We start from the raw sequence: 10,724 nt of genomic DNA, 5'->3' as shown, positions 1-10,724 counted from the left end.
CTAACCTATACCATGCTGACTGAGATTGAAGCGACCTTTAGAAGCCTGAAAACCGAGCTAGGCTTGCGCCCTGTCTATCACAAAAAAGAAGAGCGGGTTACCGGACACCTATTCATCACATTATTAGCTTACCACCTGGTACATGTACTGCGTTATCAACTTAGATTGCAGGACATCCATCTAAGCTGGGAAAGCATTCGCAACAGGATGTCGACCCAGCAACGCATGACCATTACTTTACCCACGGATAACGATACAATCATTCACCTGCGAACCACAAGCAAAGCAGAAACCAGACAAAAACAAATATACACTGCGTTGAATATTAACCCCGACCCGATTGGAAAAGTTAAAACGATCGTTGATATGAAACCTGTAGTGCCAACTGGGGCCGATTGAAAAATTTAACTCATTGAAATAATGGGAAATTGACTGTATATGTCACGAAGATAGGTTAAAAGAGTTTAAAGTTGCGCATAGCCTGATTAAAATTAAAGGCGTACTGGCTGATGCGCTGTATGGTGAAAAAGCCTTTATGGACGAAGCCGCTAAAGAATCTGGAGGCTCGCAGGTGATTAGCCAATTACGTAAAAACCAAAATATTGAATATATAGTTTCTCAGATAAATAATTTCCAAATTTGGAGCGCTTAAACTTAGGCGGTAACAACGAAATCTTCCCGCAATTTTTGCATAACACAAATCACTTTACTGGCATCATGCATATAAGTGTTAAAAGTTTGCACAACTGAATCATGAAGATCTTCAAAAGTTTTAAAATACTTCATATGAGTCGAATCGCGTTTCGTATTTTTCCATAATTTCTCAATCGGATTAAAATCCGGCGAGAACGCAGGGAGACGTTCTACTGTCAAACGATCTACATTAGCTAACTTAAATTCCTTAATAACACCGCTTCCATGATACGGGGCACCATCTTCAATTAGAATAATCTTGCCTTTATAATAAGCCAGCAATTGTGTTAAAAACTCAACATAGCTTTCACCATTAAAACCATCTCCTTACACACAAGTCTGATATAAGAGTGTAAAATCTCATTATTTTAGTAACGATGACTGAGACTTGGGCAGAAATGGAATTTTGTAATTTAGATTTAGGTGATTCACGGCTTAATAAAAGAGCAGTTAAATTGATAGAAACTTTTGTAAAAGCGCCTAAACTAAGCATTCCTCAGGCTTGCCAAGGCTGGGCTGAAACACAAGCGACTTATCGATTTTATGCAAATGAAAATGTGACATGGGAAAAGTTGTTAGTCGCCCATACAGATCAAGTTGAACAGCGCATTATAGTCAGTGAAGAGCCCGTTATTTTATGCTTACAAGATACGACAGAATTAGATTTTAATGGACAAGAAACTGAGGATTTAGGTCGCTTATCTTACGATGCCCAAAGAGGCATGTACTTGCATCCGACACTCTGCATTACACCAGACCGGCTCCCTTTAGGGGTTAGTGATGCGTGGATGTGGGCAAGAGGAAAAAGCAAAGCAGAAGATCAAAATAATCCCACGATAAAAGAAAGTGATCGCTGGATAGAAGGTTATGAACGTGTCGCTGAAATGGCCGAACGTTGCCCTAAAAGTCGGCTCGTTTATGTGGCCGATAGAGAAGGTGATATTTTAAGTCTTATGCAGAGAAGTAAGGCGTTAAATACGCCTGCTGACTGGCTAGTAAGAGCCAGGCATAACCGTAAATTATCAGCGGATGAAACACTGTGGGATAGCGTCGATAAGCAAGAGGTTATGAGTCGCGTTAGTTTTATTAAGCCACGAAAAAAAGGCGAAAAATCGCGACAAGTTCAGCAAGAAATTAAAGTGTTACGCTGCACTTTCCCCGTAAAAGGGAAAGAAGGTATTGAAGTAACTTTGGTTCAGGCAAAAGAAATCAACCCGCCTAAAGGGAAGTCACCGCTCATATGGCGCTTATTAAGCAATCGAAGGGTAGAAAGTGAAGATCAAGCCTGTGAGTTGATTGACTGGTATCGCTGTCGCTGGGAAATAGAAATGTTTTTTGATATTTTGAAAGTGGGCTGCAAGGTTGAAAAGCTTCAATTATCCAGTAAAGAGCGCATTGAAAAAGCCTTAGTCATGGCCATGGTTATTGCTTGGCGGGTGATGTATCTTATGCGCTTAGGTCGCATCTGTCCTGACTTGCCTGCTGAATTAATCTTTGATCCTTTAGAATGGAAATCATCTTATGGTTTATTGGACAAAAAGATACCCAAAAAAGTGCCTACACTGAATGCCGTGTTAAGAAATTTAGCGACATTGGGTGGTTTTTTAGGGCGTAAATCAGATGGTGACCCTGGTGCGAAAAGTATTTGGATCGGTTTTCAGAGGATTCAGGACTGCGTATATGGTATTCAAATGGCCAGAAAGCTAAAAGGCGTATTTTAGGACTTGTGTGTAAGGAGGTGGCTTATAACTCTCGATTAAGACGTTGTCGGCAATAGAATATATCGCTTCCATAAAAAGCTTCTGTGTTGGATATTTCTCATTTTTTAAGCTTTTAAGAATAGCTAAAAATTCTTGAGGCAGCCCAGCTTCTTTTAAAAGTCTAAGTGACTTTGGTTTTATCTCATAAGCCAATGATTCTCGGTATTGAAAACTCCCTCCTTCGAGTTCGATCGTACCAAACATTTTCAACCCTTTTCGAATCCCTGATGTTTTCACTGTGGGTTGCTCTCCTATTGGAGCCCAGGTTCGTGCCAATGAACCCCACATAGCAAATGACACCTCATCACCGAATAAAACGACACTCTTTTCTTCTACCGCCTTTTCCATAATGGCAGGCAATGTTTCTTCCAGCCACGTTTTTCTTTCAAGCTCGTACTTTTCTTCTTCTTGGCGATCAGTCACAAAACGGGCTTTTTGATAACTGAAGCCCAGTTTTTTCATTAGGCTTGATAAATAGTTCAAGTTATAACGAACTTCAAGTTTTAACATCAGTGTTCCCATTGAAAGAAGAAGTACCTAAACAAAGCAGCCTATAACCTACCTGAAGGTAGCACCACTCGAATATTTCCATCTTTTTGATTTTAATCACTTATAACAGAAAATAGACACTCTGTAGGCACCGTAAAAAAACAACAAATAATTTCAAATAAAGCTTGCAATTGCCGAAAAAATTTTTCTAAAAATTTCCGTTTTAATCACCTCATAAACGGATATCACCCATGCTTAAAGACCTACCACTCTCTGAACATATTCACCAACACTGCAATGAAAGTATGGAACGTTCCCTGTTAGCAGAGCGTCATCCTTTGTGGGCTCGTTCATGCCCAGAGTTGAAGGATATCGACTTTATTCGCCTTGGGTTATTACGCTGTATCAGTGTAGTCGATAGTGGTCGCCATTTCCTCCAAACCAATGAACAGATTTATGGCCAGCTGCTTCCCCACTCAACGTATTTTAAATCACTGAAGTCGCATAGACGAACAAGTATGCTTGAGGCATTTGAACAGCAGAGCTATCATCTTCACGCTGAAACACTGCTGTCGCAAGGCATTGATTATCTTAAAGCATTCCCGGAACTTGACGAATACACCATAGAAGCAGCGGATGGACATTTTATTGATCATGCCTGCCATACTGAAAAAAACAGCAAGGGGAAAGTTTATGCGGCTGGGGGGATTTACGCGTTGAATCTCAGAAGTGGGTTGCTCAGATTTCTTTGTCTGGTGACAAACGGAACTCAGAGGCATCAAGAAATACCTGTGTTACGAGATCATATTGAAAAGCAAAACAAGGGAAATAACAGCTCTCAGAAACATCTCTATGTCTACGATAAAGCCGTCACCGACTTTGTCTGGTGGGATCGGCAGAAACGACATGCTAATTACATGATTTCAATGCTAAAAGAAAATTCAATTGCGACTCTGGTTGAGTCTATCCCTTTTGACTCCCGCCATGAGATCAATACAGGGGTTGAAGCATACAGTGTGTACGAAAACAAGGGCATCAAATTTAACGTGGTGGATTACCGTGATCCAGAAACCGGAAAACTTCACCGGTTTGTGACAACCTTGCCAATGACTATTAACCCTGGAACCATTGCCATGCTGTATTTCAAGCGATGGACGATTGAAAAGACATTCAATAACACTAAAAGTAATTTCAAGGAAACTAAAGCTTGGTCTTCCAATACCCGCTCACTTGAAAATCAAATGCGCCTGACTGCAATGAGCTATAATTTAATGCGCGTGTTTGAAGAGAGTTCAAAAACACAACAGCCAGAATTGATTCATCCATCGGATAAAAAATATAGCGAGGCTCTGGAGATAAGGCAGCAACAGGCTCAAAAACGAGATCGTTTTGTGAATCCATTATTTTTCCAGGCAAGAATATCTCGTATCAGCTCGTATACCATTCGGGCAGTTCAAAACGCAATAATAACAGGAATGTCTTTACAGTGCTTTATGAGCTCTCTTGTGGCGAGGTTAGTCTCACGGCATCAATTGATAGGGGAACACTGATGAGTTTTAACGAACTTCAAGTTTTAACCAAATAAGCTCGGCAATCATCGCAGTATTCCATATTCCACAATGAAATCCATTGTCTTCTGGGCCTTTCTTTATCAACTCAACCAATTTATTTTTCTGGTCTTTAGTTAACTTTGACTTCCGACCACGTCCTTGATAGTGTTGCCCTATTAACCAACCGACACCTTTATCCATGAATGTTTTCAGCCAATTTATAATGGTTTTTTCACAGACTCCCATTAGGCGTGCTATTTCTTTGATTCCCATGCATTCACTGAACCAGAGTAGAGCTTGAGTTAATCGATATAAACAAATATTACTTAGCTTGAGAGCTGTCGCCATATTTTTTTTTAGTCGGTCTACAATTGACTTTGAAAAAGTGAGGGATACCATTTTTGACTGTTTCCGTTAGTGTTGGGACGAAAATTATAAGCCAGTTTCCCCTCTGTCGTTTTTGTTTGTTCGGAAATTAATTTTCTGAAAGTCTATAGAGGTAGAATAAGGTCAGTCGAGAGCTACTTTAATTCGATTAACAAAGGCATTGATCAGATAATACGTGTACGTGGCGGAAAAGAGATTAATCGGGGAGTCGCTATTTTTGCGAAAGCTTGTTTTGGGCATCCCAGCCCAAGCAAGCAGCAAAAACTTAACGCGACCACTTATGCCTCCGGCGGCCCCGATTCGTCCTCGTCACCTCGTCCCGACCCAACAAGGGGTCGGAACATAGGCTCCAAATGACTTGACGCCGTGTCGGATGGCCTTTTATTTTGTCTCCACCTTCGCTAACGCTCAGACTCCGACAAAACAACGGCCCTACGGCTATCGCGGACTAAAAATCTTCACTTCGCTAAAGCTCCGTTTCCAGGATTTTCAGCGAGTGACTGTCAGCAGTGCACGATTAAAGGTGAGTTCACACAGTAAAAAACGCTTTGTCATTGCCTTAAAATATGACGGTGAAAACGACTATCGCTATTTAGTGGCGACAGACCTGACTTGGCGCACACAAGATATTATTCAAGCCTATACGTTGAGATGGCTGATTGAGGTTTTCTTTGAGGACTGGAAGCTTTATGAAGGATGGGGGCCTGAGGCCAAACAATTAGATGAAGAGGGATCAAGCCGTGGCCTGATTCTGAGTCTTTTGTTTGACCATTGCCTTCTCCTTCACCCAGAGCAAATAGCCCGCATTGAAAGCAAACTACCTGCGTATACCATAGGAAGCTTACAGCGCAAGTCTCAAATGGATGTACTGCTTGAGTTCATCACGTCATTGCTAGAGTTTCCAGATCCTGGTGATAAGCTGAAAGAGTTAGGTGAATTAATACAGGCGCGCCATGCTACCTCACGAAATTCCGGGACTCCTGTCGCCGTAATTCGTTCACCTACGCAGCGAATAGGAGATGCTCCAGCCGCCCTGCGTCCGCCACAGACTGAGCACAAAGCAGCTCAGTCATGGCTACCACAAATGGCTCTACGGCTATTCGGGATAAAATTTTAGCCTCCCTCGCGCGCTATCGCGCACTTCGGATTGGCAAATTTCCCTGCGCCTTCTGGAGACTATCAGCCCGTCCGGGGCTGACAGCGAAGGATGTGTTTCAACTGATGCCATCAGGAAAACATATGATTGGCAGAGATTTAGGGCGCTTAGAGCCAACACCATCATTAAAGTATTGTTCTGCTGGGTGAAGGTAAGAGTTTGATGGCAATGGGATGGAAAAACTTGAACATCGAGTGTAATTCAAAAATTTATCGCGCATGTCACCGTTCGGTAATTCTGCTTCCGCCCAATGCCTGAATAGTCCCTGCATCTCGAAATTTAGCTGATAAATCTGCTGTAACTGGGCTCCTCCCCTTTGCATAAAGACCAGGTCAGTTAATTTATTGCTAAAAAATAACAGCGCAATACCACTCCAATATAGCGTAAAGTCCCAGATGACTTTTATAGTCATCACTCTAGCACTCCCCATGATAGGGTATTGCTCTTCATAAACAGTGCCAAAGGCTAAAAACAGGGTACGAAATAGTTTTTCATATTCCCCTGTAGCCTGAACAATATCCTCACCGGCATAATGTTTGACAATTAATTCTGTAATAAAACTATTATTCATGGCAATAAAGTCACTACCCGGCGAATAAAACGGGTCAAGAAAGACACCCGCATCACCGGTAATCGCCCAACCATCGGCGGAAAACATTTTTTTGCAATTGTATGAATAATGCTTCAGGGTGAGAAAATCCTGAACCTGATCAACATGCGCCTCAATAATGCCGGCAAATTGCGGCTCGTATTTGCTCAGCCATACTCTTGCTCGTGCAAAAGTATTGAGCTCTGCATAGGGGTGTTTGTTAGGATCCGCAACAATCCCAATACTGGTAGCCCCCGATGACAGAGGAATAATCCATACCCAATAGCCTTTGCCCAACAAGTGATTGGTACTTAACCATCTCGGCTCTTCAACCTGCCCTTGCCATTGCGGGTCATCCACCCAGTCATCCACTCTGATCTGATGATTAATTCTAAACCATGAAGCATTGACATCATGATAGGCAGGTTTAGCGAGTTTTAATTTCCTCTTTAACAGCCCCACACGACCACTTGCATCGAGCAGCCACTAGCACTGAATGATGTGTTCTTGCTGTTTATGTAACAAGGTAACCTGGTGATCATTTTTACCTAAAGAAATATCCTTGATCTTACAATTATCCTTGAAATCTATTCCGAGCTTCAGCCCGTGCTTAATGAGAGAATTCTCAAACCGTCCTCTATCTAATTGATAGCTTTTTGAGAAGGGGTATCGACTTGGACCTAGTTCAATGCGTTGTTTAATATCCTTATTATCCTTATTGCTATAAAAGAAGCGTAAGCCTAGTTTAGGTAATTCCTTGTCCAGTTCGGCCTTTAAGCCCAACATTTCGTCAAAATAAAAACTGGCAATTTCTACCGAAGACTCACCCACTTTATGTGCTGCTTCTGGCATCGGATAAAATGCTTTTTCTGCAATCAGAATACTAAGACTATTTATTCTGCGCTTTAGTTGAATAGCCAGGGTCAGGCCAGACAAGCCACCACCCATAATAATAAGGTCATAGGATTTATGCATCAGTGACTTCCTTCAGCACATAAAGCCCAAAGTTCATTCTGCTTAGTCAAACCTAACACCTGCATCGCAGTTTGTACCCCGGAATAACTAACCCCATAGACACCGCCACCGGGTGTAGTCCAATGCCCGGAAAAATAAAGTCCTTCTATCGGAGATTGATTAGCGATACGGTTTGCACCTACTTGCTCTGGAGTGACCGCCCAGCCATAAGCAGCGCCTTTATTATTCAGGGTATAACGCTGCATGGTTGCGGGTGATCCTGCTTCTATAAACAGAATATGGGACTTCAAGCCAGGAAATTTAGTCTCAGCAAAGTCCAGCATTTTATGCGTATACTCAGCTTTAGCTAGCTGCCAGTTATCAGCCTGATTAAAATTTGCCAACACGGTTAACACCATTAAATGCTCACCCTTTGGTGCAATACTATCGTCAACCAGTGTCGGCACTGATATGCCTAACCAGGAAACCTCTCCCTGCAGGGCTCTATTATAGTTATCTTCGTGGTTAAACTGATGATAATAAAATGCCTCATGATGGGCTCCTGCCTGCACTAGATCCAGATCTGTCGCAATATAGACAACAAACAAAGAACAAGAAGCTTGCATGCGTTGCAAGCGGGCTAGATAACGGCTAGGGAAATATTCTTCACCGACTAGTTGGTAGACTGTCTGTAACATATCAGCATTCGCAATAACCGTCTTAGCGTGAATAATTTCTCCCGAGGCAAGACGTATGCCTTGAACCTGGTTATCACTGACATTAATTCTATCGACTTTGCACTTGTAATAAATCTCACCGCCAGCCTTCTTAAATCCAGTTACCAGAGTATCGGCGAAGTTCTGGAAGCCACCTTTGCAATAAAAGGCACCATCGGAAACATAGCCCATCAGCATACTTGCCCAGTAGACAAAAGAGACTCTTTCAGGAGGTAAACCCAGATACGGCCACTGAGCCGCAAAAATACATTGTAATTGAGGGTCCGAAATATAATCGCCCCAGACACTTGCGAGAGTACTGCTCCGATATTTGAATAATAAATCCAGCTCCGAGTACATCGTATCAACACCTGTTGTCGCCAAGACCTCATCACATTTAGCAACTTGTTCTGCCAGCTGTAAACAAAGTGTCAATAAGTCAACCAGCCCCTGACGCTCAGATGGAAATAAATCAGCCAATTGATTCACCATAGCGTCTATTGAAACAGGTAATTCCACCTCAATATCACCGATAGAAACAAAGGCAAAGGGGTTAACTTTGATAAACTCAAATTTCTCATACTGGCCTATGGCCTGAAGAACTTTGCGGATTATCTGCCCACCCTCAAATCCTTGTAGCCCACAACCACTGCTAAGGTGAACCCCTGCATCAAAAGAATATTTTTTGCGTTTAAAGCCATGCGCATAACCACCAGCACGGTCATGCTGTTCTAACAGCAAAACTTGCCGGCCTGATTTTGCCAGCAAAGCTGCCACAGTCAACCCGCCAATACCACTACCAATAACAACAATATCAACTTTCTTTTGCTGCATATATTGCAAATACCATAAGCTTTAATATTGCTGAGCTAGCTAAAAAACAGGCCGCGGCGCAAACCCTCACTGAAAAAATGAGGGCAGCCACATACGAAGGAACGCGCACGGAATAACTTAAAACAACTGGCTAGTCTTGTTATCCATCTTATGCGTTGTAGTAACTTTACGTAGCTGGCTATGCGCTTGTTTCTACACCTTGAGCAGGCGCGCCATGCTACCTCACGAAATTCCGGGACTCCTGTCGCCATAATTCGTTCACCTACGCAGCGGATGGGAGATGCCCTGAACGCCCTGCGTCCGCAACGACTACGCACAAAAGCCGCTTCGTCATTACTACCTCACTGGCTGGACGGCTATTCGGAATGCAATTCTTGCTCCTCTCGCGTGCTGCTAGCACACGTCGAATCAGCGAATTGCCCTGTCGCCTATCAGGGACTAAAAATCACCACTTCGCTAAGCTACGTTTCCATGATTTTCAGCGTACGAGTACAAGCCCTGTGCCAGCATATCGAGCGGTGTACTCAACTTATTCCGGGCGCGTACCTAAATGGAAATGCTCGATAATTTTAAGGCTTTTGGATATTTAATGCGCCGAGTGACCACCCCAAATCATACCCTTTTCCTTTACCTGAAAACGTTACGGTACGAGAACTTCTAGGAGCCCAGCGGCCTTCGACAGACTTGATAAATCCCGCATCACCATCCATCATAAAAGAGCTGCCATAAATATCATCTATTTTTGTGACTCCGCGAATTTTACCTTTACCATCAGTGACTTCATAAGCACCAAAAGTAAACCCACCACCTTTCAAGCTTAATTTCACCTTAGCACTTTTACCGCTGGGACAAGTTACTGTCCCTATACCCTGGTATGTTTTATAAAAAGCTGCCCAGCCTTTCATGGTGTATTTCAGATCACAATCTTCAGCCTGTGCAGTAGAAAATGACATAAAGAAAAGTGAACTAACAGCAAGACCTAAAATTTTTGTGCGCATGATTTTTCCTTATTAAATAATAAATTTTGATTATACCTAAGGCTTGATAGTTAAGCCACTAAAGGTCAGCCCCAAATTATAACCTCCTCCTACACCGGCACCACCGCCTGCAATATAGCCTTTAAATAGGGTACGCGCCTCTGCAGAGCGTGAAAAACCTGCATGCACATCTATAGAAAAATAGGTACCGTAAATATCTTTGATACTTTTGATCCCGGTAAATTTACCTTTAGCATTGTCAATATCGATGACACCTAAAGTTAATCCACCCCCATGCAAGGTCAAAGAAACTTTTGCACTCTGCCCATTGGTGCAGCTTACTAGGCCTGAACCCTTATAACCTTGATAAAAAAATGACCAGCCAGTTAAATTATATTTTATCGAACAACTTTTGCTTTCAGCCCTAGATACGTGTGGCATCAAAAAGAGCAAACCGATCAATACCTTTAAAATCGTGTATTTCATTATGCTTTGTACTTTCTGCAAATCGGTTGATTATACAGAGGTTAGCAGGCTCAGGAAGAGCAAAAAGAAAGTTAGGGCGTAAGCGAAGCGCTGTTGAACCTAAAAAAAGCAGTTGCTCACAGTCGCTAGGTTG

General features: G+C 42.5%; 14 protein-coding genes and 2 pseudogenes. 7 read left to right on the top strand and 9 right to left on the bottom strand.

What is annotated here, in order from left to right:
- Nucleotides 1–399 (top strand): annotated as a pseudogene (locus tag K6984_RS16960) (IS1634 family transposase); the annotation flags it as partial.
- A 255-nt stretch (nucleotides 400–654) separates the two neighbouring features.
- Here K6984_RS16960 and K6984_RS16955 read toward each other — a convergent pair.
- A pseudogene (locus K6984_RS16955) lies at nucleotides 655–999 on the bottom strand (transposase); the annotation flags it as partial.
- A 71-nt stretch (nucleotides 1,000–1,070) separates the two neighbouring features.
- Here K6984_RS16955 and K6984_RS16950 point away from each other — a divergent pair.
- Nucleotides 1,071–2,414, top strand: a complete 1,344-nt coding sequence (locus K6984_RS16950) for an IS4 family transposase (RefSeq protein ID WP_420831625.1) — start codon at nucleotides 1,071–1,073, stop codon at nucleotides 2,412–2,414.
- Here K6984_RS16950 and K6984_RS16945 read toward each other — a convergent pair.
- Nucleotides 2,397–2,975 carry a winged helix-turn-helix domain-containing protein gene (locus tag K6984_RS16945; protein WP_221896590.1) on the bottom strand — a complete coding sequence of 193 codons (579 nt, stop codon included), beginning with the start codon at nucleotides 2,973–2,975 and terminating at the stop codon, nucleotides 2,397–2,399. The two genes, K6984_RS16950 and K6984_RS16945, sit on opposite strands and share 18 nt — an antisense overlap.
- Before the next feature lie 218 nt (nucleotides 2,976–3,193).
- Here K6984_RS16945 and K6984_RS16940 point away from each other — a divergent pair, with 218 nt between their 5' ends.
- Nucleotides 3,194–4,492: a transposase gene (locus tag K6984_RS16940; protein WP_221893851.1), complete on the top strand. Its 1,299-nt coding sequence runs from the start codon at nucleotides 3,194–3,196 to the stop codon at nucleotides 4,490–4,492.
- A 6-nt stretch (nucleotides 4,493–4,498) separates the two neighbouring features.
- Here K6984_RS16940 and K6984_RS16935 read toward each other — a convergent pair whose 3' ends face one another.
- Nucleotides 4,499–4,891 (bottom strand): helix-turn-helix domain-containing protein, encoded by a 393-nt coding sequence (locus tag K6984_RS16935; protein WP_221896589.1) that lies wholly within the window; start codon nucleotides 4,889–4,891, stop codon nucleotides 4,499–4,501.
- 205 nt (nucleotides 4,892–5,096) lie between these two features.
- Between K6984_RS16935 and K6984_RS33960 the strand changes: the two genes are divergently transcribed.
- From K6984_RS33960 to K6984_RS16925, 3 genes are read left to right on the top strand one after another with little or no spacing between them, the layout of a single operon-like run.
- On the top strand, nucleotides 5,097–5,225 hold the full coding sequence (locus tag K6984_RS33960) for a hypothetical protein (protein ID WP_263458596.1): 129 nt from the start codon (nucleotides 5,097–5,099) through the stop codon (nucleotides 5,223–5,225).
- A gap of 27 nt (nucleotides 5,226–5,252) precedes the next feature.
- Nucleotides 5,253–5,996 (top strand): hypothetical protein, encoded by a 744-nt coding sequence (locus tag K6984_RS16930; protein WP_221896588.1) that lies wholly within the window; start codon nucleotides 5,253–5,255, stop codon nucleotides 5,994–5,996.
- The gene (locus tag K6984_RS16925; RefSeq protein ID WP_221896587.1) at nucleotides 5,951–6,184 is read left to right on the top strand and encodes a hypothetical protein; all 234 of its coding nucleotides are present in this window, start codon (nucleotides 5,951–5,953) and stop codon (nucleotides 6,182–6,184) included. The genes K6984_RS16930 and K6984_RS16925 overlap by 46 nt, the downstream gene beginning before the upstream one ends.
- Here K6984_RS16925 and K6984_RS16920 read toward each other — a convergent pair.
- From K6984_RS16920 to K6984_RS16905, 4 genes are read right to left on the bottom strand one after another with little or no spacing between them, the layout of a single operon-like run.
- The gene (locus tag K6984_RS16920) at nucleotides 6,094–7,086 is read right to left on the bottom strand and encodes an NAD(P)/FAD-dependent oxidoreductase (RefSeq protein WP_221896586.1); all 993 of its coding nucleotides are present in this window, start codon (nucleotides 7,084–7,086) and stop codon (nucleotides 6,094–6,096) included. The two genes, K6984_RS16925 and K6984_RS16920, sit on opposite strands and share 91 nt — an antisense overlap.
- 24 nt (nucleotides 7,087–7,110) lie before the next feature.
- The gene (locus tag K6984_RS16915; protein WP_221896585.1) at nucleotides 7,111–7,599 is read right to left on the bottom strand and encodes an NAD(P)/FAD-dependent oxidoreductase; all 489 of its coding nucleotides are present in this window, start codon (nucleotides 7,597–7,599) and stop codon (nucleotides 7,111–7,113) included.
- The gene (locus K6984_RS16910) at nucleotides 7,599–9,128 is read right to left on the bottom strand and encodes a phytoene desaturase family protein (RefSeq protein WP_230988147.1); all 1,530 of its coding nucleotides are present in this window, start codon (nucleotides 9,126–9,128) and stop codon (nucleotides 7,599–7,601) included. Before K6984_RS16910 ends, K6984_RS16915 begins: the two co-directional genes overlap by 1 nt.
- Before the next feature lie 35 nt (nucleotides 9,129–9,163).
- Nucleotides 9,164–9,445 (bottom strand): hypothetical protein, encoded by a 282-nt coding sequence (locus K6984_RS16905; RefSeq protein WP_221896583.1) that lies wholly within the window; start codon nucleotides 9,443–9,445, stop codon nucleotides 9,164–9,166.
- Here K6984_RS16905 and K6984_RS16900 point away from each other — a divergent pair.
- Nucleotides 9,402–9,695 (top strand): hypothetical protein, encoded by a 294-nt coding sequence (locus K6984_RS16900; protein ID WP_221896582.1) that lies wholly within the window; start codon nucleotides 9,402–9,404, stop codon nucleotides 9,693–9,695. The genes K6984_RS16905 and K6984_RS16900 overlap by 44 nt on opposite strands.
- A gap of 2 nt (nucleotides 9,696–9,697) precedes the next feature.
- On the opposite strand, the gene K6984_RS16895 is transcribed toward K6984_RS16900, so the two are convergent.
- Together K6984_RS16895 and K6984_RS16890 are read right to left on the bottom strand one after the other, a co-directional pair.
- Entirely contained in the window at nucleotides 9,698–10,126 is a 429-nt protein-coding gene (locus K6984_RS16895) for a hypothetical protein (RefSeq protein ID WP_221896581.1), read from the bottom strand.
- Between the two features lie 36 nt (nucleotides 10,127–10,162).
- Nucleotides 10,163–10,591, bottom strand: a complete 429-nt coding sequence (locus tag K6984_RS16890; RefSeq protein ID WP_221896580.1) for a hypothetical protein — start codon at nucleotides 10,589–10,591, stop codon at nucleotides 10,163–10,165.
- Nucleotides 10,592–10,724 lie beyond the last annotated feature (133 nt).

The sequence above is a fragment of the Bathymodiolus japonicus methanotrophic gill symbiont genome (assembly GCF_019721995.1).
Taxonomy (GTDB): Bacteria; Pseudomonadota; Gammaproteobacteria; order Methylococcales; family Methylomonadaceae; genus Methyloprofundus.
The sequence above is the reverse complement of the archived record's forward strand: the minus strand, read 5'-3'. Positions and strand labels throughout refer to the sequence as shown.

What these genes read in the sequence shown, in the direction of transcription:
- K6984_RS16950 (WP_420831625.1), top strand. Translation starts at nt 1,071, where the DNA reads ATGACTGAGACTTGGGCAGAAATGGAATTTTGTAATTTAGATTTAGGT.
- K6984_RS16945 (WP_221896590.1), bottom strand. Translation starts at nt 2,975, where the DNA reads ATGGGAACACTGATGTTAAAACTTGAAGTTCGTTATAACTTGAACTAT.
- K6984_RS16940 (WP_221893851.1), top strand. Translation starts at nt 3,194, where the DNA reads ATGCTTAAAGACCTACCACTCTCTGAACATATTCACCAACACTGCAAT.
- K6984_RS16935 (WP_221896589.1), bottom strand. Translation starts at nt 4,891, where the DNA reads ATGGTATCCCTCACTTTTTCAAAGTCAATTGTAGACCGACTAAAAAAA.
- K6984_RS16930 (WP_221896588.1), top strand. Translation starts at nt 5,253, where the DNA reads ATGGCCTTTTATTTTGTCTCCACCTTCGCTAACGCTCAGACTCCGACA.
- K6984_RS16925 (WP_221896587.1), top strand. Translation starts at nt 5,951, where the DNA reads ATGGCTACCACAAATGGCTCTACGGCTATTCGGGATAAAATTTTAGCC.
- K6984_RS16915 (WP_221896585.1), bottom strand. Translation starts at nt 7,599, where the DNA reads ATGCATAAATCCTATGACCTTATTATTATGGGTGGTGGCTTGTCTGGC.
- K6984_RS16910 (WP_230988147.1), bottom strand. Translation starts at nt 9,128, where the DNA reads ATGCAGCAAAAGAAAGTTGATATTGTTGTTATTGGTAGTGGTATTGGC.
- K6984_RS16900 (WP_221896582.1), top strand. Translation starts at nt 9,402, where the DNA reads ATGGGAGATGCCCTGAACGCCCTGCGTCCGCAACGACTACGCACAAAA.
- K6984_RS16895 (WP_221896581.1), bottom strand. Translation starts at nt 10,126, where the DNA reads ATGCGCACAAAAATTTTAGGTCTTGCTGTTAGTTCACTTTTCTTTATG.
- K6984_RS16890 (WP_221896580.1), bottom strand. Translation starts at nt 10,591, where the DNA reads ATGAAATACACGATTTTAAAGGTATTGATCGGTTTGCTCTTTTTGATG.